Origin of the sequence: Lentzea sp. HUAS TT2, from assembly GCF_051853195.1 — a bacterium.
Lineage (GTDB): Bacteria > Actinomycetota > Actinomycetes > Mycobacteriales > Pseudonocardiaceae > Lentzea.
In genome coordinates, this window is the sequence record NZ_CP196667.1 from 7,265,857 (window position 1) to 7,287,928 (window position 22,072).

The 22,072-nt window shown below is 68.1% G+C and carries 12 protein-coding genes; 7 read left to right on the top strand and 5 right to left on the bottom strand.

Annotated elements, in window-relative coordinates:
- The first annotated feature begins 418 nt into the window (after positions 1–418).
- Positions 419–1,333 (top strand): LysR family transcriptional regulator, encoded by a 915-nt coding sequence (locus ACSHWB_RS34680; protein WP_439657512.1) that lies wholly within the window; start codon positions 419–421, stop codon positions 1,331–1,333.
- Between the two features lie 154 nt (positions 1,334–1,487).
- On the opposite strand, the gene ACSHWB_RS34685 is transcribed toward ACSHWB_RS34680, so the two are convergent.
- Together ACSHWB_RS34685 and ACSHWB_RS34690 are read right to left on the bottom strand one after the other, a co-directional pair.
- The gene (locus tag ACSHWB_RS34685) at positions 1,488–4,760 is read right to left on the bottom strand and encodes an NACHT domain-containing protein (protein WP_439657513.1); all 3,273 of its coding nucleotides are present in this window, start codon (positions 4,758–4,760) and stop codon (positions 1,488–1,490) included.
- 65 nt (positions 4,761–4,825) lie between these two features.
- Positions 4,826–7,675, bottom strand: coding sequence for an nSTAND1 domain-containing NTPase (locus ACSHWB_RS34690; RefSeq protein WP_439657514.1), 2,850 nt, complete (start codon positions 7,673–7,675; stop codon positions 4,826–4,828).
- Between the two features lie 948 nt (positions 7,676–8,623).
- Between ACSHWB_RS34690 and ACSHWB_RS34695 the strand changes: the two genes are divergently transcribed.
- Positions 8,624–9,238 carry a helix-turn-helix domain-containing protein gene (locus ACSHWB_RS34695; protein WP_439657515.1) on the top strand — a complete coding sequence of 205 codons (615 nt, stop codon included), beginning with the start codon at positions 8,624–8,626 and terminating at the stop codon, positions 9,236–9,238.
- A gap of 7 nt (positions 9,239–9,245) precedes the next feature.
- The gene (locus ACSHWB_RS34700; protein ID WP_439657516.1) at positions 9,246–11,351 is read left to right on the top strand and encodes a tetratricopeptide repeat protein; all 2,106 of its coding nucleotides are present in this window, start codon (positions 9,246–9,248) and stop codon (positions 11,349–11,351) included.
- On the opposite strand, the gene ACSHWB_RS34705 is transcribed toward ACSHWB_RS34700, so the two are convergent.
- Positions 11,335–11,613, bottom strand: coding sequence for a hypothetical protein (locus tag ACSHWB_RS34705; RefSeq protein WP_439657517.1), 279 nt, complete (start codon positions 11,611–11,613; stop codon positions 11,335–11,337). The genes ACSHWB_RS34700 and ACSHWB_RS34705 overlap by 17 nt on opposite strands.
- Positions 11,610–12,800 (bottom strand): hypothetical protein, encoded by a 1,191-nt coding sequence (locus tag ACSHWB_RS34710; RefSeq protein ID WP_439657518.1) that lies wholly within the window; start codon positions 12,798–12,800, stop codon positions 11,610–11,612. The genes ACSHWB_RS34705 and ACSHWB_RS34710 overlap by 4 nt, the downstream gene beginning before the upstream one ends.
- Positions 12,801–12,954: 154 nt before the next feature.
- Between ACSHWB_RS34710 and ACSHWB_RS34715 the strand changes: the two genes are divergently transcribed.
- The gene (locus ACSHWB_RS34715; protein WP_439657519.1) at positions 12,955–15,882 is read left to right on the top strand and encodes a BTAD domain-containing putative transcriptional regulator; all 2,928 of its coding nucleotides are present in this window, start codon (positions 12,955–12,957) and stop codon (positions 15,880–15,882) included.
- A 970-nt stretch (positions 15,883–16,852) separates the two neighbouring features.
- Positions 16,853–17,245: a TIGR03618 family F420-dependent PPOX class oxidoreductase gene (locus ACSHWB_RS34720; protein WP_439657520.1), complete on the top strand. Its 393-nt coding sequence runs from the start codon at positions 16,853–16,855 to the stop codon at positions 17,243–17,245.
- Between the two features lie 91 nt (positions 17,246–17,336).
- On the opposite strand, the gene ACSHWB_RS34725 is transcribed toward ACSHWB_RS34720, so the two are convergent.
- Complete coding sequence (locus ACSHWB_RS34725; protein ID WP_439657521.1) at positions 17,337–20,045, bottom strand: GH92 family glycosyl hydrolase; 2,709 nt, start codon at positions 20,043–20,045, stop codon at positions 17,337–17,339.
- Positions 20,046–20,401: 356 nt separating this feature from the next.
- On the opposite strand from ACSHWB_RS34725, the gene ACSHWB_RS34730 reads away from it, so the two are divergent.
- Together ACSHWB_RS34730 and ACSHWB_RS34735 are read left to right on the top strand one after the other, a co-directional pair.
- Positions 20,402–21,259 (top strand): HalD/BesD family halogenase, encoded by an 858-nt coding sequence (locus ACSHWB_RS34730; protein ID WP_439657522.1) that lies wholly within the window; start codon positions 20,402–20,404, stop codon positions 21,257–21,259.
- Positions 21,260–21,268: 9 nt separating this feature from the next.
- Positions 21,269–22,072 (top strand): class I SAM-dependent methyltransferase, encoded by an 804-nt coding sequence (locus ACSHWB_RS34735; protein WP_439657523.1) that lies wholly within the window; start codon positions 21,269–21,271, stop codon positions 22,070–22,072.

The following is a 22,072-nucleotide window of genomic DNA, read 5'->3' on the forward strand; positions in this document are numbered from 1 at the left end:
AGCCGGGGGTGTGCCCGCCCTGCTCCCGTCTGGTGATCACGACAAGACCATCGCCGGCAGGGGGCGGTCCAGGGATTCGGTCCTCACCGAACACGCCCGTTCGTCCTTCCCGGACAGCACCGGCGCTCGTGCACCGGCTGTGACCGGCGATCTTCTGTGGATTTACCGCGAAATAACCGGTCGTGTTATTTACTGGTCGCAGGCAGTCGGCAGTGGACGGACCAGGCGGGTGCATGTGCGAAACCTGGGCGGACCCGGCCACATGCCACGTACGGTGTCGGTGAGCGACGGAGGTCGCCGATGACAAAGGCGAAGTAAAGAAAACGCGGTCACGAGACAAAGAGGAAGTCGGCATTCAGCGGTTCTCAGGGTGGTCTTCGGTGTGGCCGCGGCATTTGCGCATTGGGGGATGTGTGAGATGGATTTGAAGCAACTGAGTACGTTCCACCGGGTCACGACCCACATGAGTTTCACCAAGGCCGCGACCGAGCTGCGCTACGCGCAGTCCAGCGTGACCGCGCAGATCAAGGGGCTCGAGGCGGCCCTGGGCAAGGAGCTCTTCGAACGGCTCGGCGGGAAGATCCGGCTCACCCCGGACGGCGAGCGGCTCGTGCCCTACGCGGAACGCATCCTCGCACTGGTCGACGAGGCGCGGTGCAGCCTGGGCGACGAGGCCGAACCGTCGGGAACGTTGACGGTCGGCGCGGTCGAGAGCCTGATCTCCTACCGCATGCCCGTCCTGCTCGAGTTCTTCCACCACCGCTACCCCCGGCTGCAGGTGGCCCTGCAGTCGACCACCTGCGCGGAGGCACACGAGTCCGTCCGGCGCGGCGTGCGGGACCTGGGCTTTCTGGTCGAGGCCGAGACTCGGCACGAGGGGCTGGAGACCAAGGTCCTCGGGGCCGAGCGGCTGGTGGCCGTGGTCGCACCCTGCCATCCGCTCAACCGGGCCTCCCCGGTGTCGACCTCCCACCTGCGGATGTTCCCCGTGCTGGCGCCGGGTCCTGAGTGTTCCTACCGCTCGCTGCTGGAGGCGGAGTTCTGCGACGGCGCCGAGGCCCCGATCTCCCTGCTCGAGTTCGGCAACATCGAGTCGGTGAAACAGGGGATCGAGGCGGGGATCGGTGTCAGCGTGCTGCCCGAGATCACCGTGGCGGGCGCCGTCGAGTCGGGACGACTGAGCGTTCTCGACTGGCAGCCCTCTTTCGAGGTGTTCGCCCAGATCGTGTGGCGGCAGGGCAGGCAGCTCACGAAGGAGGCGCAGATCTTCATCGACCTGGTCACCAGGACCACGGGTCAGGAAAAGGGATCGTTGATCGGCCTCGCGTCGTAGACTTTGCCCGGTTTGGTCATTGATGGGGGTTCCGCGGCGCCCTCCAGCGATTCACATTCGCGGCACATCCTTGATCGAAAGCGCCCATGCGTTGTAGCAGTGCGAGATCTGTGAACGCAGTTGCGCCGGTGTTTTGTCGGGTTGACGAGAACGGCTAGAGCAGTTCGTCGTCCTCCAATTTCGACAACCGCGCCAGGAGATCCGGCCGGTGCTCGAGCAGTTGCTCGCGCGCCGGCCAGCGGAGGCGGTGGGCCTCGTCGAGGAGCGCCTCCGGATACGCCGAACCCGCGATCCCCTTGTCCGCCAACGCGCACCAGATCTCGGCGACCTGTTCGACGCTCAGCACCTCGCGGGCGAGCAGCCTCTCCACGAGGTCCAGGAACCATCGGGGTTCGTCCGCCTTCGCGAAGAGCCGCAGGAAGAGCGAGAGGTTCTCCGGCCCGCGCGGATCGTTCGTGACCGCCAGTCCGGTCACCTTGTCGACGACGTACTCCGCCGCCACCAGCTCGTCGTTGACCAGCAGCTGGAGGAGGTACATCTCCAGCTCGGCGTCCACCACGTGATCCAGGTCGAGATAGGGACCCGTGGCGAAGTCGACGAGCCGGTCGTACACGACCGTCCGCCCTTCCAGCCTGGTCTGGTCGACGTGGAACAACGATGCGTGGAGCAGGTCCGCGGCGACAGATCGAAGCTGTTCGTCACGGTGCATGTAGTGCGGAACCAGCCTGGTGAACAACGTGCCGGCTCCGCTCAGTGCGGTCACCACGACGTCCGTGTCCCACTCGCACAGGAACTCGGCTGACCGGAAGAAGTTGATGCCGAACTCGTAGTCCGTCACGACACCCGAGATCGTCGGATTCCGCGCCCACATCGGCTCCGCGCGAGGTGCGGACGGCGACCCGCGCCAGGACAGCACGACGGACTGGTTCTCGTCCGGATCACGAGCCCGGTCGGCTCTGAGCAGTTCTGTCACACCGCTCCACTCGCCACGCCTCAGCTGGGACATCCACAGGTGCACCGACCGGGTCCACTCGTCGGCGTGATAGGCCACGCCGGGAAAGAGCTCAGCCGACGACACTTCCTCGGCGACCGTCATGAGCAGCAGGAGCAGATTGGCGCTGTAGGTGGCGATCCGTGCGGTCTGCGTCCTCTCCAACGGGCGGTAGGCCTGGTAGACCGAGTTGACCGCGGGCTCGTGCACGTTCCGGAAGGCGATCAGCAGCGCCTCGCGGATGTCCCGCAGTTCCGCCACAGACACGTGCCTCGCCATCTCGGAGAGGAAGTCGAGCGTGGTCGTGCGCGTGGAGAGAAGCGCCCAGGACAAGAACGTCCGCAGCTGAGTGTCGTCCACGCGTCGATGACCGGAGAACATGCGAGCCTTCTCGGTACGGACCTGCTCCACCAGCTCCGTCAGGCAGCGCCAGGTCAGCCGGGCGACGAAGAACTCGCCGAAGGTGGCGTGCAGGAACTCGTACGTCCCGAGGTCTTCTCCTTCGAGCATGGTCCTGGCGCGGTGGATGTAGAAGAAACGCCCGAGCGCGTCCTTGGCCTCACCTGCCAGCCGTTGGTGCGCCGGTGTGACGACCTGCCCCGCGGACCGGGTGATGCCCAACGCGGTGAGATCCTCGGCCACCTTGGCGTCGGTGACCCATTGAGCGGACCTGGTGAACATGCCGAAAGCGACGACCGAGAGGATCAGCAGCTCCCGCTCGGCATCGGCGGCCTGACTGTCTTTTTTGGACACTTCGCGGTGGGCGAACCGGCGCACCAGCTGTTCGTAGAGTTCGGTCTGGCTCAGCCCCTGCTCACTCGCGTCCATCCCGCCGCTCTCGGCGTGGTAGATCGCGAGCATCAGCAAGAGGAGCGGCTGCCGGGCCAGATCCAGGTATCTCTCGATGACGTCGAGGTCGAACCTGTCACCCCCGGACGCGTACAGGTAGGACTCGTTGGTCTCGTTCCACTCCTCCACCCACTCCTCGACCTGGTGGATCTCGAACGGTTCGAGCCGCACCGCGACCACGCCCGCGGGGATCTGCATCCGGTCGGCCACCGTCACCCGGCTCGTCACGATCACCGCGACGTGCCGCCCCTGGGTCTCCTCGACCTGCTGGAACCTCTTGACCCGCACCAGGTAGTCGGACCTGCTGACACCGGTGGCCTGGAGCAGCTCGTCGAAGCCGTCGAGCAGCACCACCAGCAGCGAGTCGCCGGCGGCGCGGGCGAAGTCGGGCCACGACACGGTTTCGTGGGTGGACAACCGGATCGCGCGCTCGATCTGCTCGTGGATCTCGGCACCCGCGGGGACGTCCCGCAACGGCACACGCACGGACACGAAGTCCGGCGACGGCAGCCGCGCCGCCTGCACCTCGGTGAGCAGCGACTTGCCCGCGCCCGGATGCCCGAGGACCACCAGCGGACTGGTCCACGCCCACGGCGTGGAGAGGTGTCCGAGCAGGAACTCGTCGAAGTCCTTGCGAACGACGAGCTGGGCCCAGAAGTCCTCGTCGTTGATCGGCGCCTGGGCGGTGACCTCGACCAGGCGGAAGTAGGGGTCGACGTACGCGCGGCCGATCTCGGGCGTCTCCAGCCCGTTGGGCAGTTCCTCCGCCGGGAGCAACGTCCTGGTCAGCGCGGACCGGTTGAACCGCACGATCCCTTGCAGCACGGGCGAAACCGACTCCACCGGCTCCGCCCGGTCGAGCAGCGTCTGCACGGCCTCCTGCACTTCGTCGAGTCCGTCTCTGATTCCTCTCTGGCCGGAGAGGTCCAGCCAGATCGCGAACTCCGGACAGTCCGCGGCGAGTCGGTACAGGGAGGCGTCGAACACCCGCAGTGCCGCCGGAACGACACGCGCGAGCGCTCCGATCGCCTGCAGTTGCCTGGTCGCGTCGAGTTCTTCCCACAGGCTCAAGCCTTCGAGGAAGCGCTTGAAGGTCTCGTTCAGCTTTTGGTAGAACCGGCCGAGCTGCTCCTGGGCGTCGTTGCTGGTCGCCTGCACTCCGAGCAGCGGCAGGTCCGTCTCCAGCAGCGAGGTCGCCACGTCCGCCAGGGTTCGGCCCTTGAACGCGTCCGTCGCGAGGCCGACCGCCTCCGAGCGGGAGATCCGGGCGTCGTCGAGCTGGAACGGCAGATCGGCGTCCTCGAGGGCCTCGAAGTAGGCGACGACCGTCAGCACGCCGCGAGCCGCGTGCAGCCGCTGGATCCGGTCGAACTGGCCCAGGCGGTGCCGCCGGTCGATGCCCTTGGCGACCAGCTCGTGCGTCAGCCGGACCAGCTCGCTCTTCGCGTCGAAGATCGACAGCAGGTCCGGCACGAGCGGTGTGGTGCCGAGCAGGAGCCCGCCGAACACCTTGTCCAGGGCTGACACCAGGGGGCTCTGGCCTGCGCCGAGGATCTTGAGCGCGTCCTGGTACGTCAACCGCGTCACGGCTACACGTTCTCACGCCGCGCGCCCCGATCGTACGGGCGTTCACGACTTCTCGGCGGACGGCCTCAGGGTCGGCCTGGGCAGGGCGGCTGGTAGCGCAGGCCGGGGAAGTAGCGGTTCCACTCGGCTTCGGTGATCACGGTGTGGACGGTGTCGCAGGCGTGGGCGACGGTTCGTTCGAGGTCGGTGTCCATCAGCCGCAGCTGGGCGTTCCAGTCGACCGTGACCAACGTGCGTCCGTCGGCGCCGAAGACCACCGCTTCCACCGCGTCCAGGCTTCCGGACACGGTGACCGGTCCCGTCACGTGGCGGGGGTCGGTCACGCCCCACAGGCGCGTGGTGCGGTCGTCGCCCGCAGTGGCGAGGGTGTGTCCGTCCGGGCTGAACCCCACCGAGTAGACGCTGTCTTGGTGGCCGTTGAGCACCGCCAGCAAAGGCAGCTGGTGAGGATCCGAGACGTTCCACAGTCGTGCGGTGCGGTCTTCGCCGACCGTCGCCAGGACCTGGCCGTCCGGGCTGAAGGCCACCTCGTACACCCCGTTGTCGTGGCCGGCGATGCCGACGAGTCGCGCGGGCCGCTGAGCGTCGGTGACGTCGTACAACCAGACTCCCGGCTCGTCGCCCACCACGGCCAGTGTTCGGCCGTCGGGGCTGAACACGACGTCGTAGAGCACGTCGCGGAAGTCGTCGATCACGGCGATTTCGGTGGCTCGGCGTGGGTCGCCGACGTTCCACAGCCGCACCGTGCGATCCCAGCCGACCGAGGCCAGGGTGCGGCCGTCCGGGCTGAACGCCACCGCGTGGATGTTCACCGAGTGGCCGGCCAGTGGGGTGAGCTGCGCCGGGTTTCGCGGGTCGGTGAGGTCCCACAGCCGCACGACGTGGTCGAAGCCCGCCGACGCCAAGGTGCGTCCGTCGGGGCTGAACGCCACTGCGTAGACCGGTTCTGTGTGGCCGGTGAGCGTGACGACCTCCTTCGGCTTTCGCGGATCGCTGATGTTCCACAGCCGCACGGTGTGGTCGTCGCTGCCCGTCGCCATGGTCTGGCCGTCGGGGCTCAACGCCACCGACATGGCCACGCTGCTCTGCTGGACCACCGCCAGCGGCAGGGTGCTGACCAACCCGTCACGGGTGTGGGTGGACGGGGCTGTGCGGTGGGCGGCCAGTGCGAGCTGCACGGCGAGCTCAGGATTGCTCGGATGCAGCGCGGCGGCTTCGTCCGCCACGACCTGGGCCCGGATGGCGTTGCGCTGGTCGGTGGCCGTTCGCTGTGCGATCCCGGCGACGATGGTGGCGGCGATGGCGACCAGGGACACGACGCTGAGCAGCGCGACGAGTCTGCGGAGGCGGCGGCTGGTGGTGATCTCGGCGGACCGGCTGGCGTCGAGGAAGCGCTGCTCGCGTGGCGACAACGCGGACTCGTGCTCGCCCGCCCAGTCGAGCGTGAGCGCGAGCCGCGCACCCCGGTACAGCGCGCCGCTGTCCTCTCCCAGCGACTCCCACGCGTCCGTGGCGTCGGTGAGCCGGCGGTGCAGGTGGATGCTCTCGCGGTCGTCGTGCAACCAGCCGTGCAGTCGTGGCCAGGCCCGGATCAGCGCCTCGTGCGCGATCTCGACCCCGTCCTTGTCCTTGGCGAGCAGTCGCGCGCGGGTGAACGCCTCGAGCACGGCCGCGAGGTCGGGGGCGTCGCCGAGCTCGGAGGTGTCGAGCCGTCGTTTCGTGTCCTCGGTGCCCTCGCCGAGCGCGACCAGCCTGCCGAACAACGTCCTGGCCAGGTGCTGCCCCGTCTCGCCCAGGCCGGCGAACACGTCTTCGGCGGTGCGGCTCAACGCACCGTCGAGCCCGCCCGCCTGCTGAAAAGCGGAGACGGAAAGGCGGTTGCCGCTGCGGCGGGCCCACACCTGCAACAACACGTGCGACAACAGGGGCAGGACTCCCGGCCTGCCGTACGCCTGCGTGAGCAGGTCCGCCACCAGGGAGTTGTCCACCGTGCAGTTCATCTTGGTCGCGGGCGCCACGATGGCCTGGCGCAACTCCTCCGCGTTCATCGGCCCGGCGACGACCTGCCCGTCCGGCATGGCGTCGAGCAGCGCCGGATGTGCCGAGCAGTGCGCGAAGAAGTCCGACCGCACGCCGAGCAGCACCCGGCATCGGCTGCCCTGCGTGTTCGCCGCGACGGCCAGCGCCGCGATGAACCTGGCGCGCTCGACATCGTTGTCGCAGAGCGTGAATACCTCTTCGAACTGGTCGACGACGATGACCGTCTCGCCGTCCGGTGACATCTGGGACACGAGTCGGTGGAGGGCTCGGTCGTCACGCCACTCGTCCAGCACCGCCCCTGGAGTCACGCCGAGTTTCGAGGCGAGCAGGATCGAGCACCGTTCGATCGGATGTGTGCCCGGGGTGAACAGCAGCGGTGTTCTCCCCGCAGCGGTGAGGGCGGGCATCACGCCCGCGCGCAGCACCGAGGACTTGCCTGATCCGGACGCGCCGAACAGCAGCACCAACCGTTGCTGTTTGCCGACGACCTCGGCGACGAGACGCTCACGTCCGAAGAACAGATGCTGGTCGTCCGGGCCGAACGCCCGCAGCCCCACATATGGTGCGCCGCTGAGCTCCTCGGCGGTGGACGTCATGGCCGAGTTCTCGTTGAGCTCGGCCGCGATGGCATGCCACCGCTGTTCCCATTCAGCCTCGTCGCCGTCGCAGGCGCGGACGAACGCCAGCGTCACCGCCAGGCTGGGCAGCTTCCGTCCGCGTGCCGCCTCCGAGAGGGTGGTCGCCGAGTAGTGGACGACGCTGCCCATGTCTCGATAGGACGGTGTCGCCGCTTTTGCGCGCAGCAGTCGCAAGTCGGCGGCGAACTCCACGAGCGCCGAGCCGTCACGGACCAGTTCGCGTTCACTCCGCGGCACCGTCGATCGTCTCCCTCACAGCCTTCGAAGGACAGCTGCACGCCTTGATCGAAGGTCGGCGAACCTGCCACGTCCGAGCCACTAAAGCACAGGACGTGACCAGCTGCGGCGGACGGTCGATCCGGAGTTGATCGAGGAGACCGCTGGATCATCATCCCGATTCGTTCGTGCCAGGTTTCTGCCCGTTCGGCCATGCCGGCGAGAGCCGCGTCGGCCGCACGATCGAGCAGTCCCGACTGGGTGTCGGTGAGCGGATGACCGCCGGTGCCGACCATCGTGCCGAGGCAGGCCGGCAGCAGGTCGAGCAGATCGGTTGCGCGAGTGGCCTTGATCTCCACTCGCCCGGTGTTGTCCCAGGCGGTGATCACTCTGGAACCACGGCGCGTCGACCAGGACGCGCAAGCGGGCACGGGCGGTCAACGGAGGGCTCCGAGCACGAGAGGTCGACTGGTGGTGATCAACCTGTCGAGTGACCGGGGCCAGCTGTCGATCACCGTCTCCGTTGGTGCCGGAGGGCGGGGCAGTCAGCACTTCGGGGGAACCTCACGGCAATTGTTGATCTTCTGCAATGACATGCGACGCCGAATTTTCCATGGCTGCACTCCATGGGGGTAATGGCATTGCTTGGACCGGTGGAAAGGATCTTCGATTTTTGGTGAGAATTACGCCGATTGTGTGACAAGGGCTCCGGGGTGTTGACGGGGTGCGATACTGGGCCTCCGATATTGTTTTCCGGTAATCAAATTTCGGAAGACTGCGGGATTGTGGTCTGTCCCGCCCGCGCTCTCGAAGTCCGGTCCGGCGACGTGGTGAACAGTTGAACCGCAGCTCCGCGCAGGTAACAGGAGCGGTGACATGTGCGATACGACCGGCGGGCCTCGCTCTTGTCCGAACAGGTCCGAGGCCGCGCAGCCAGTGCATGATCGGCGAGACCGGGGGGCTCCTGAGATGGCCGGCGACGGCGAGTTAATGTCAACTCCTGGTGTCCAGTTCCACTCTGTTCAGGACCTGGAGGCATATCAACCGGCGCTCGGCAGACATCTGGTCGAGCTGCGCGAGAGATCAGGATTCGCGCGCGAAGAGGCCGCGAGCATGATCGGAGTCAGCACAGACACCCTGCGCTTTTTCGAGGACGCGACCTGGCGACCGTCGATGACACGCGTTGTTCGACTGGCGCGGCTCTACGGGACCGACCCGCTGGACATGCTCGCGCAGGTCACCGAGAGCATCCGCCCGCAGACGCCGTCCGGGCAACGGGTCGTGCACGGACTGCTGCTCTTCTGCGGGGTCACGCCCGAGCAGCTGGCGACCGAGAACTCGGCGCCGGCGGTGGAGCCGAAGGTCATCGACCAACCGCTGGGCACCGTCTTGAAGCACCTCCGCAGCGACCATCCGCTGCGACTGCGGGGCGCGATGATGCTCCGCCGCGAATACGAGAACGGTGCGAGCATCCGTGCCTTGAGTGAAAAGCACCGGCTCTCCTACGGCACGGTTCGATCTTTGCTCGTCGAGGCGGAAACCAGGTTGCGCGGGCAGGGCGGAGCCCACGCGAGCGGTCAGTGATGTGCCCGTGATCGAGCGGACCGAGTTCGTCGAGAACCACGTCGGGGGTGCCGTGCACGGCACTGTCGTGCAGGCGGCGACGATCAACGGTGGCGTGCACGTCCACGAACGCACGGTCGACGTGCCAGTACCGCGCCAGCTGCCGGCGCCGCCCGCACGGTTCACCGGCCGGAACACCGAGTTGGCCTCTCTCGATGCGGTGCCGAGGTCGGCTGGTGCCGCCCAGTCGACCATCGTGGTGCTCACCGGCCCTGCCGGTGTGGGCAAGACGGCGCTGTCGTTGCGGTGGGCGAGTTCGCTGTGCCTGCCGGACGGTGAACTGTTCTACGACCTCAACGGGTTCAGCCTCGACGAGGCGGCCGAGCCAGGTGAGGCACTGAGCGCGTTTCTGAGGGCCTTGGGCACGCCGCCCGAACGAGTGCCGGTGAACCTCGCGGAGCAGGCCGCGTTGTACCGGTCCCTCACCGCAGACAAGGCCCTGCTCGTGGTGCTGGACAACGCCGTGTCCGCGGCTCAGGCGAGAGTGCTGTTCCCGGCGTCGCCGGCGAGTGTCGTGGTGGTCAGCAGCCGAAGCAGGTTGACCGGGCTTGTCGGCGAGGGCGCGCATCACGTCGAGTTGGGGCCGCTGCCCCAGTCGGCGGCCCTGTCGATGCTGATGGCGGTGATCGGCGAGCCCAGGGTCTTGGCCGAGCGGAAGTGGTCCGAGGACCTCGTCGCGCTGTGCGGTGGCCTGCCACTCGCCATCCGGGTGGTCGCCGCGCGCCTGCTGGTGCGCTCGCGGTGGTCGGTGCGCAGGATCTGCGATGAGTTGAGGACCGAGCAGTCGCGGCTCGCAAGGCTTTCACCGGCGGGGGAGTTTTCCGTGCAAGCCTGTTTCGACTTGTCGTACCAGATGCTCGGGCCCGACGCTGCCAGGTTGTACCGCAGGCTGAGCCTGCACCCGGAGGGCGAGTTCGGTGGTGAGGTGGCTCTCGCCGTGGTGTCCGGTGATCCGGACCCGCTCCTGGAGTCGTTGCTGGAAGCCAACCTCATCGAAGAGCCGGCGGAGCAGCGGTACCGGTTCCACAACTTGGTCAGGCTCCACGCGGCACATCGGCTGGAGGTGGACGAGTCGCCAGAGGAGGCGCTCGCAGCGCTTCGCCGCATCGGCGAGGGATACCTCGCGACGGCGCGCAACGCGGACGAGGTGCTCACGCCGTACCGGAGACGGCTCTCCTATCTCTCTTCGGAGCCGCCGCGGGGCGTGCACGCGTTCGGCGACCGCGACGAGGCGCTGGCTTGGCTCGAAAAGGAGCGGTCGAACCTCATCGCCATGAGCAAGGTCCTGTGGCAGAAGGGATGCGCGGAGCTCTCCTGGCACATCGCGGATGCTCTCTGGCCAGTTTTCCTCTACCACAAGCATTATCGGGATCGATTGGCGACCGACGAGCGCGGTGTCGATGCTGCTGTCATGTGGGGCAACAGGTTCGCGGAAGCGGACATGCGCAAGCGGCTGGCGCGGGCCTACACGATCGCGAAGAGGTACGAGGAGGCGGAGCGGCAGTACGCCGCGTCGATGGAGCTGTGGGCCGAACTCGGAGACCGGCGTGCGCTGTGCGACACCGGCCGGAGCTTCGCCCGCCTGTACTGGGACACCGGTCGGCTGGAGGAAGCGCGGGAACAGTACGAGAGAACGGCCGCGGCGGCCGAGGAGCTCGGCGCGCCGCGGCTCGTCGGGCTGACGCTGGTCAACCTCGGCCTGGTCCTGCTCGACCTGAACCGGCCAGCAGACGCCGTGTCCCGCCTCACCCGCGCCCGCGAGGTGCTGGACGAGACGGCGGAGTCCGATCCGTACAACGTTGCGCGGGCACTGGTCGCCTCGGCGGTGGCGCTGTGCCGCACCGGCGTTCTCGCTGCCGCGGAGGATGCAGCGGCAGAGGGGCTGCGGACGATGACAGCGCTCGGCTCCTCGAACGGTCAGGCGGAAGCCCGGCTGGCCCTGGGCGAGATCGCCTGTGCTGCAGGGGATCTGACGCAGGCACGCGCCCAGTTCGAGGCGGCGGTCGAGCTGTTCCTCTCTCTGGGGTCGGCCATGGCAGGCCTTGCTCAGGAGCGGCTCAGCGCCCTGGGCTGACCAGCCGGCGGTACACCTCGTCCACCAGCCCTGCCCGTGCGCGGACAACGCAGACGTTGCCCTGTCTCGGCACGAACGCCACGAGGCTGCCCGGCAGGTCCACCGCGACCAACGCGAGTCCGGGGAGTTGGGCGAACACCCCGCGCGCCCAACGATCTCCTGATCCGACGTCGGCCGCGGTGGCCCGGATGACGTCCGCGAGGGCGCAGGATCGGGGCAGGCGCCCGCCGCGTGCCTCCAGCACGACAGGGTCGGGTGTCACGGCCTGTGCCAGCCGTGCGGCACGGGAACAGGGGTCAGTGCCCGATGTGCTCCCGGCTCGGTCAGCCCGAGCAGCCGGTAGAAGGCGCGTCGCAGGTTGCCGGCCGCGCGTGCGGGACGTGCGGACACGACATCCGCGACGGCCGTGCGCGCCCTGGCGCCGTCCCGCAACTGGTCGAGGATCGGCCGGTCGAGCTGAAGCCGCGGTGCGAGCTCCGCGAGTCTGGCCTGCGGGGCATTGGAGGCCACCGCCAGCTGAGGTGGTGACTCGACGAGCAGGACGGGTGTGCCGATGGCCGCGGCATAGGTCGCGGTCGAACCGTGGTCTCCCAACGCGTAGTCGGCGGCGACGAGGACCGCTCGCCAGTCGAGGTCCGGCGGGAACAGGAGCAGCCCGGCGTCGAGGCAGTCGGACAGCCAGGCGCGCACCTGTCGGGGACCGTGACCGAACCACACGGCGGGATGGACGAGCACGGCGACGCGGAAGCGGTCCGGTGGCAGTTCGTCGAGCAACCGGGGGAGGAGGTCGAGGTGCGCGCCGAACAGCGATGCAGCGCCCCACGTGGACGCCACGACGACGAGCTCCTGCTCCGGACTCACGCCGAGGGCGTCGCGGTAGGCGTCGCGAGAGGGGAGGCTCGCGACGAGCCGGTCGTAGCAGAGGTCGCCGATCACCTCGGCCACGTCGACGGCCTCCGGGCATTGCTCCCGCAGCACGTCGAGCTGCTGGTCGTGCGACAACACGATCAGCTGCGCGACTGGCCTCCCGTTGTGCAGCAGGCGCTGGCCGTCCAGACCGTAGGGACGCATGGTCCCGGAGACCGTCCGCCCTTTCGCGTAACCCGCGCCGTGCGGCATTACCACCACCGGCGCGTGCACCTGGTGGAGTGAGCCGTACGCACAGGCGAGCCCGAGGTCGAACCGTTCCCTGCGCGCCTGTTCCCACGGCAGCACGACCCCGCCGGTCGCCCGGAGGAAGTCCGCCACACCGTTGCCGAAGGCATCCGGTGCCTGCGTCCACACCACCTGCACGCGCCGGTCCGGCTCCAGCAGTTCCACCGCTTCAAGCAATCGCTCGCAACTCGTGACCGTGTGCCCCACGGCGAGCACCGTGCGGCAGTTCCGCCGCGTGATCCACCGGTCCGCGTTCAGGCCGACAGGTACGTCGAGCCACTCTGATGAGCTCATGCCCCACCCACTTTCCAGATCGAAGAGAAATCCAGGAGCCGGTGGAGAGCATCCGGGTGACTTTTGCCAGTGAACTTGCAGTTCGGTTGCAGAAAAGCTCATGAGCGCTGGCTGTCGCCGTTAAGATTTGGTGGCCATAGGGGGAGGTGGCCTTGTGGCATTCACGATCCTGGGGCCCACGACTTTGCAACTGGGTTCCGAGCTTGCAGATCTCGGTGCGCTCAAACAGCGCGCGCTACTGGCGATGCTCCTGCTGAACGTCGCCCATCCGGTCTCGGTGGAGACGTTGCTGGAGGCGCTCTGGCCTGGCCGTGACCGGGTGAGCGCCCGCAGGAACCTCCAGGTCCAGGTGTGCAGACTGCGTCAGGCGCTTGTCAAATCCGGTGTCCAGTTCAAAATTCGTCGCCAGGGCGACTCATATCGCCTGGACGTCGATCAGGATCTTGTGGATTACCACCGCTTCGGTCGGTTGGTGACCGCCGGTCGAGCGGCGAACTCGGCCGGTGATCATTTGCGGGCGAAACGCCTTCTTTCCGAGGCGATCGCTCTATGGAACGGAATTCCGCTGGCGGACGTGCGCGGTGAATGGGGCGAACTGAAGCGTTCGTCCATGGTGGAGAATGATCTGTTGCGGGCCCACCTCTCGTTGTTCGACGTTCAGCTCCAGCTGTCCGAGCATCTGGAGGTGCTGCAGCAACTCGTGCCGCTCACCGACCAGTACCCGTTGGACGAGACGCTGGCCCGGTTCAGGATGCTGGCGTTGGCCGGGCTCGGCGACCGCAACGGCGTGACCACCTTCTACATCCAGTTCCGGCGACGCCTGCTCACCGAGTACGGCAGTCCGCCCGCGCCGGAACTGGAACGCCTCTACACGGACATGTTGAAAACCCCTCGTTCCCCTGAGGGCCGCAGGCCGCAGGAACGCTGTGCACCAGACCCGCTGGCCCACGACTTCCCCAGGCAGAAAGGCTTGTTCACCGGTCGGTCGACCCTGCTGGACAGGCTGGACTCGTTCCTCGACCCGCGCAGGTACCCGCACCCGCCCGCCGTCGTGCTGCACGGCATGCCCGCGGTCGGCAAGACCAGCCTGGCGGTGCATTGGGGCAACCTGCACCGCGCGCACTTCGCGGACGGCCGGATCCTGCTGGACCTGCGCGGTCACGGTCCCGACGAACCCCTCACCCCCGACAACGCGTTGTCGCTGCTGCTCGAACAGCTGGACGTGCCGGCCGACCAGATCCCGATCGACCCGGTGCGCAGGTCGCGGGCGCTGCGCCGGACCCTCGAGGGGCGAAGGGTGTTGCTCGTGCTGGACAACGTGCGCAGCGCGGACCAGGTGCGACCGCTGCTCGACGCGGTTGTCGAGTCGTTCGTGCTCATGACCAGCCGGGACCGGTTGCCGGACCTGGTGATCGAGGAAGGGGTGTGCCCGATCATCGTGCCGGAGATGGCGCCGGACGAGTGCGCCGTTCTCCTGCAGAGCACCATCGGGCCCGAGCGGGCGATCGAGGAGGAGGCAGGACTGCACGAGCTGACCGGGCTGTCGGGAGGTCTGCCGCTCGCTCTGAAGATCATCGGACAGCACGTCGCCGACCGTCCCCGCGAGAGGCTGGCGAACCTCGCCGACCAGTTCCGCGCACACCGGGTGCTCACCTCGCCGGATGAGGACGAGGCGACCTACAGCCTGCGCGCGGCGTTCAGCTGGTCGTACGAGGCCCTGGCTCCCGACACCGCGCGCTTCTTCCGGCGGATCGGACTCCACCCGGGACCTCGGTTGCACGGCGCCACCGCCGCCGCCCTCGCCGGTGTCACGCCTTCGCAGGCGAACCGGTTCCTGAAGCTGCTCGCTCGCGTCCACCTGCTCGACCACGACGTCGCCGATCGGTTCCGCTTCCACGACCTGGTCCACGAGTACGCCGCTGAGCAGGCGCGCGGAGTGGACGGGACGGGAGACCGGCGCGAGGCGATGGAGCGAGTGCTGACCTGGTACGTGCAGGCGGCGATGGAGGTGTACACCCAGCTCTCGCCGCAGAGCCAACCGGTCCCGTCCCTGCCCTCGTCGTACCAAGTGGACCGGCTGAGCCTGGCGTCCGACGAGGAGGCGCTCGAGTTCTCCGCCCTCGAGCGGGAGAACCTCGTCGCCGCCACCAAGCTCGCGTCCGACAACGGCTTCCACGAGCACGCCTGGAGGTTGCCGGCGGCGACGGCGGAGGTCTTCGAACGCTCCGGGTACCACGACGACATGCTCACCTGCACCGAGATCGCGCTGGAGTCGGCGAAGGCGACCGGCAACGGCGAAGCGGAGATGGGGACGCTGAACAACCTCGGTGCGCTCTACTGGAACCTGCATCGACTCGATGACGCCTACCGGGCGTTCTCGGCGAACCTCGACATGGCGCGGCGAATCGGCGATGCGCGCTGCGAAGCCGTGACCCTCAACAACCTCGGCGCGATCCACTACGAGCGAGGTGACGATCGAACGGCGATGCGGTACTACGAGGAGTCGCTGCCCATCCACCGCAGGCTCGGGATGCGGGAGAACGAGGCGTACCAACTCCACCGCATGGGGTTGGCGCTGAAGCGCCTCGGTGAGTTCGACGAGGCGAGGACGAGGTTCCTGGAGAGCCTGGAGATCCGGCGCGAGATCGGGCACGTGCGGGGGAGGGGCGAGACGCTCACCGCCCTGGCGGCACTGCACCAGGCGCTCGGTGAACCCGAGACCGCACTCGAGCAATGCCGCGAGGGCCTGCTCGCGCACAGGGCAGCCGGTGACCGCCTGGGCTGCTGCCGCGCACAGGCCACTTTGGCCGCGATCGAGTACGACCTGGGCGAGCTGGAGCTGGCTCGACGCCACGCGGAGCAGGCGGTCGTCCTGGCCGAGGAACTGCAGGAGCTGGACGAGGCCACCCGGTCACTGCACCTGATCGGACACATCTGCAGCGTCCTGGACGAGCGGCACGCGGCGATCGGTGCCTGGCTGCGTGCTCTGGACCTCTGCCCGCACACCGACGAGCTGACCCGAGACCTGATCCGCGAGCACCTCGCGGCCGCCAGCGACCAGTTCCGCAGCAGCGCGGTGTAGTTCGACAGACTGCTCGTCCTCGGCACAGCTGCGCTCTTGATCGAAAGCGCACCCCCGGCCGAAGAGCCTCGCGTACCTGTGGTTAGGCTCTCGACGTGCTGAACATCATAGTAGCTTTGATCAGCTCCCCCGAGGGGCAACAGCTGGTGGCTGAATGGATCCGGTGCATCTGACCTTGGAACGAGCGACGTTCCTGGCAGATTGAGGTCTGCCAGGAACGTCGTCCAGTTTCAACCGTCTACTCGCCACTGTCGACTGTGGGCGCCCGGTTCCGGCGCTCCTGGAACTCGGTGCTCGTCCGCCCGAGCCACTCGGAGAGCAGTGTGCGCTCCCCGTCGCTGAGCGACGGAAGCTCCGTCGGCGCCTCCTGGAAGGCGACCACGAGTGCCAGCGGATCGGCGCCGGACGTCGAGATCCTCGCTCTGCGCCATCAGCTCGAGCGTTCTGCGCCGGTAGCTCGGCGATCAGCGCCCGCGACTGCGACCAGTGGACAGGGCGTTGCTCGCGCCCCTGGACCGCATGCCACCATGATCAGTCTCATGGATCGTGACACTTCCGGTCGCCCTGGGCGTTCGAGGAGAACGCCGCGGCGAAGCTGGGCCCGGTCAACGTTGCCGCCGCTCATCGTGGTCGACGGAGTCGAGCTGTTCGTCCTGTACCTGAGGGCCACCCGCCAGCACCCGCAAATGGGGCGCGGCATGCCGCGCTTCATGTGTTCTCCGCGGTCTCGGCCTCACTTGACGGCCCGGCCGGCTGCCACGCCGTGTGGGCTGTCCGAGGGCGGTCCATGTTGTCGAGCGTGTTCGCGACCTCGTAGAGGTTTGCGAGGGTGCGGCGCAGGATCAGGGCCTGGTGGTAGTGATCGAGGGCCTGCCGGTGGTCTGCGCCACGCCGAACTGTCCGGCGACCAGCCGGAAAAGTCGGTCATCGACCACCTCTACAACGACCAGACGAAATGAAGGCCAGTCCCATGACGGCTCTGCCCGGCGACCTGATCGACGTTCTCAACGCCAAGGCGATCTGCTTCGTGACCACGCTCATGCCGGACGGGTCGCCGCAGATCTCCCAGACCTGGGCGGGAACGGACGGCGTGCACGTCCTGATCAACACGGTCGACACCCACCAGAAGACCCGCAACGTCCGGCGTGACCAGCGGGTCGCCCTCGGCATCGCCGACCCCGCTGCGCCCTCGCGCTACTGGGCTCTGCGCGGCAGCGTCGTGGACATCACCGCGGACGGCGCCCGGGAACACATCGACGAGCTGTCCGAGAAGTACATCGGCCGTCCCTACCCCGGTTTCGGCGGCGGTGAACAGCAGCGCGTCGTTCTCACCATCAAGGTCGACCGGATGCACACGCCCTGATCCGTGGGTCCACATCGGACCGTGCGGTGAGCTCGATGCGGCGCACCGGGACGTGCTGTCCTGGTGCGCCGCCCGAGGGGACCGAGATCTGCTACGAGCCCGCGTAGACCTCGAACTCGTAGATCCGCGCGGCCGTGTTGCCGTTGTTCGTCGGCGTGGTCACGTTGAGCTTCACGTACCGCGCCTGCCGTTGCGTGATCGGGTGGTACGACCGGCTCGCCCGCACCGAGGACACGGTCACGGCGTTCGTCCAGGTGGTTCCGTCAACGGACGTCTGGATGTTGTACGCACCCGTGTTGAACCCGGTGGTCTCACCGCCGAGCCCCGCGTGCTTCAGCACGAACGACCCGACGTTCTGCGTCGATCCCAGGTCGACCTGCAGGAACTTCGTGCCGGACGCCGGCGAGCACCACTTGCCGGAAAGGCTGCCGTCGAACGCCTTCGCCGCCTCCTCGGCCGAGTTGCAGGCCGCGGACGCCGTGGCGGGCTTGCCCTGCGCCAGGTTCGTGCCCAGCGCGGGTGCGGCCGGCGGGGGAGTGAAGCCGTCGTTGTACGAGGGCGGCACGTCCGAGGCGGCGGTTCCCCACGAGCTGGGCGACGAGCCCATCGCGTAGTTCAGCGTCGCGTCGCCCGAGATGTCGCCGTACCGCAGCCAGGACCGCGAAGACGCGACCCCGTTGCGGTTGAACGACTGCACGTACTGCGCACCGGCACCGGAGGCGTTGATCTGCAGGACACCGCCCGGCCTGGTGATCGTCACGGACGGGAACAGCGGGCCGTGCAGCGCGAGCACGTCCGAACCCGGAGTCGACGGGTACATGCCGAGCGCCGCCCAGACGTACCACGCGGAGGTGGCGCCCAGGTCGTCGTTGCCGGGCAGGCCACCGGCCGCCGTCGTGAACGACTCGGTCATCACGCGCCGCACCGCCGCGCTCGTGCCCTGCGGGTAGGCCGCGTAGTTGTACGCCCACGGCACGCCGTGCTCGGGTTCGTTGCCGATGTAGAAGTACGGCAGGCTCAGGCCGCCGTTGAGCTGCGTGAAGTGGTGGTCCAGGCGCTGGACGGCTGTTTTGGGGCCGCCCATCAGGTTGATCAGGCCGCCGAAGTTGTAGGGCACCATCCACGTGTACTGCGACGCGTTGCCCTCGGTGTAGCCGGACGGGTTCGCCGGCGTGACCGGCCAGGCCCACGAGCCGTCGGCGTTGCGCTTCTGCACGTAGCCCGACTCGGGGTTGTAGACGTTCTGCCACCACTGGGCGCGCGTCATGTAGGTGTTGTACTTCGCCGTGTCACCGACGGCCCGCGCGAACTGGGCGATGGCGAAGTCGGACGCCGAGTACTCCAGCGAGTCCGACGGGTCCTCGGTGACGTAGTGCCGGCTGAGGTAGCCCGCCTGACGGCCGCGCGTCGGCTGGCCCTGGGTGGTGCCGCCGTTGGAACTCTTGTCCATCAACGCCAGCGCGGCGGCGGTGTCGAAGCCGCGCACGCCGAACGCGTAGAGGCTCGACACGACGATCGGACCGGGGTCGCCGGTCATCACGAAGTGCTCGTTGCTGTTGTGCGACCACTTCGGCAGCAACCCGCCCTGTTGCCCGTCCAGCACCATCGACTTGGCTATGTCACTGGATTCCGCGGGTGCGAGCAACGCGATCAGCGACGCCCACGAGCGGTAGATGTCCCAGCCCGAGTAGTTCTGGTAGACGGTGTGCGACGCCGTGCGGACGGTCTGGTCGAAGCTGCGGTACTGGCCGTTGACGTCGCTGGCGATGTTCGGGTTCTGGAACACGTGGTACAGCGCGGTGTAGAACTTCTGGAGGTCCGCCGCCGAACCTCCCGACACCTGCGCCTTGTTCAGCACGTCGTTCCACGCGGCGTCGGCAGCGGCTCGGACACCGGCGAAGTCGAATCGAGAGTTCTCAGCCGCCAGGTTGGCCTGCGCGCCCGCCACGCTGACGAACGAGACGCCGATCTTCAGCTGCACCACGGGGTTCGACGACGTGTCGAACGTGACGTAGCCGCCGGAGTTCACGCCGCTGGTGCTCGCGGACCCCGCGTTCACCGTCCCGCCCAGCCACGTGCCGAAACCCGTTGGCGCGCGGTCGAACTGGATGGCGTAGAAGAGCTGGTAGGTCTTGGAGGAGCCGCAGAAGCCACCGCCGGTGAACGTGCCGGTGAGCTGGCTGCCGTTGATCGCGATCGACCCCGAGCGGTTGCCGGTCGCGCTGCGACTGCTGTTGACCAGCACCCGTGCGGTGGTCGTCGCCGGGTAGGTGAGCTTCATGAACCCGGTGCGCTTGGTGGCGGTCAGTTCGACGCCGGTGTCGTAGTTGTCGAGGCGGTTCCTGTAGTAGCCGGGCGCGGCCGACTCGTTCGCCTTCGTGTAGTTGCCGGCGTAGGTGGTCCAGTTCGTGCCGGGGGAGGTGGGGAAACCGGTGGTGATCGGGAGGATGCCGAGGTCCTCGTTGTTGGCGCAGCCCGCGCCGTTGAAGTGGGTGAGGCTGAACTCCTCGATCTTGGTGTCGCTGTGGCGGTAGCCGGACGGCGAGGCGGTCGGGGTGTCCGGGCTGAGCTGCACCATGCCGAACGGCACGACGGCGCCGGGGTAGGTGCTGCCGCCCGCGCCGCCGGGGACGGGGTTGGGCGAGTTGGAGTTGTCGGTGCCGATGAACGGGTTCACGTGCTGGGTCAGCGGGATCGGGGCGGCGAGGGCAGGGGTGGCGGTGAAGAGGCCTGCGGTGAGCAGGCCGGCGACCATCAGGGGGAGTGAGCGTCTGGCACGTCGGTGCAGGGAGCCGAACATGGACCTTCCTCTCTCGGACACGGGCTGGACAACGTTGTCATCGCCCGAGCGGGCACGAGGTCCGTGCCACGCGAAACTGGGGGATCCCCTAGCAGGCGGGGAAGAACGACGACGCCACTCTCGGGCAACCCTCGTCGAGCCAACGTTGTCCAAGGCCGCATGGAGGCGGGTCCACGGGGAAGAACGACAACGCGACGGTGAGCAGTCGTCTCATGTCCGGGACGCTACTAGCGGCAGGGCCCGCGGACAGGGAGCCGTTCGGCCGCCGCCGTGGTGATCCGGTACCGCCGAATGCCTGGCACGGACAATCTCACAAGGGGCTTGGCGACCGTGATCGCCGCCGTGACACTGACCGGATGGAAGCGGGACTGCTCGAACAGGTCGTGAACACCACGGACTATCCGCTGACCGAACCGGACGGCGCGGCGTGGCGGGAGGTCGTCGAACGCACCCACCGCGACCTGCACACCGTCGGGTGCAGCGTCCTGCCCGACTTCATCAGACCCGCGCTGCACGAGGACCTGCGGCGGGAGGGCGCCGAGATCGCCCCGCACGCCTACTACGACGTCGAGACCGTCAACGCCTACAACATCGACGTCGACACCCCGCTGCCGCCAGACCACCCCGGCCGCAAGACCATGGAGCGCGGCAACGCGTTCGTCGCCCGCGACGTCGTCCCGCGCGACGCGATCATCCACCAGCTCTACACCAGCGAGGTGTTCCAGCGGTTCGTCGCCGCGTGCTTCGAGCTGCCGGAGCTGCACGAGCTGGCCGACCCGCTGTCCGGCCTGGTGCTGAACGTGATCCCGCCCGGCCGCGCGCACCCGTGGCACTTCGACACCAACGAGTTCACCGTCAGCATGCTGACCCAGGCACCCGAGGGCGGCGGTGAGTTCCAGTACTGCCCGAACATCCGGTCGGCGGACGAGGAGAACTTCGACGACGTCCGCGCGGTGCTCGCGGGCGACGACCGGCTCGTCCAGCGGCTCACGTTGCGCGCCGGCGACCTCCAGCTGTTCAAGGGCCGCTACTCGCTGCACCAGGTCAGCACGGTCCGGGGCGACCGGCAGCGGCACACGGCGATCTTCGCCTACAGCCTGCGGCCCGGCGTCGTCGGAACGGTGGCGCGGACGCGGCAGCTGTTCGGCAGGGTCCTGCCGGAACACCTGGCGGCAGAGGGTGACGGCGTGCGAGTGGACGAACGACTGGCCTGAGGGAGACACGTGCGATTCGACGCGACCGGCAAAGTCGAGTTCGACCAGATCTACACCCAGCCCGACCCGCGCTCGTACTTCTCGTCGTTGCGGGGACTCGAGTACCAGATCCCGCAGCTGGCCAAGCCGCACTTCACGGCGTTGGTCGAGGAGTACCGGGCCACGACGGGGATCGACACTCCGACGGTGCTCGACATCGGCAGCTCGTACGGCATCAACGCGGCACTGCTGCGGTGCGACCTGACGATGGAGGACCTGTACGACCGCTACGACCTGGACGCACGATCGTCCGCCGAGGTGCTGGCCGACGACCAGGAGCTCGTGCGCGAACGCGGGAAGGCGATCCCGGCGCGGTTCGTCGGCCTGGACATCTCCTCGCCGGCGTTGAGCTACGCGACCGCTGCCGGGTTTCTCGACGACGCCGTGCTCGCCGACCTCGAACGCGCCGATCCCACCCCGGAGCAGCAGCGCACGCTGGCGGACGTCGACCTGGTGATCTCGACCGGCAGCCTCGGCTACGTCGGCGCACCCACGTTGGCGCGCGTGGTGCAGGCCAGCGGGGCACCCTGGATGGCCCACTTCGTGCTGCGCATGTTCCCGTTCGACGAGATCGAGGCGAGTCTCGCTCAGCTCGGCTACGAGACCGTGCGGGCGGACGGGCTGTTCCGGCAGCGGCGGTTCATCTCGGCCGAGGAGCAGTCGCGGGTGCTCGACACGCTGGCCGGCGTGGGCGTGGACCCGAGCGGCCTGGAGGACGGCGGCTGGTTCTACGCTCAGCTCTACCTGTCCCAACGACCTATCGAGCGCACCTGA

Coding starts and splice junctions, on each gene's coding strand:
- ACSHWB_RS34720 (WP_439657520.1), top strand. CDS start 16,853: ATGACGGCTCTGCCCGGCGACCTGATCGACGTTCTCAACGCCAAGGCG.
- ACSHWB_RS34710 (WP_439657518.1), bottom strand. CDS start 12,800: ATGAGCTCATCAGAGTGGCTCGACGTACCTGTCGGCCTGAACGCGGAC.
- ACSHWB_RS34680 (WP_439657512.1), top strand. CDS start 419: ATGGATTTGAAGCAACTGAGTACGTTCCACCGGGTCACGACCCACATG.
- ACSHWB_RS34695 (WP_439657515.1), top strand. CDS start 8,624: ATGGCCGGCGACGGCGAGTTAATGTCAACTCCTGGTGTCCAGTTCCAC.
- ACSHWB_RS34730 (WP_439657522.1), top strand. CDS start 20,402: ATGGAAGCGGGACTGCTCGAACAGGTCGTGAACACCACGGACTATCCG.
- ACSHWB_RS34725 (WP_439657521.1), bottom strand. CDS start 20,045: ATGTTCGGCTCCCTGCACCGACGTGCCAGACGCTCACTCCCCCTGATG.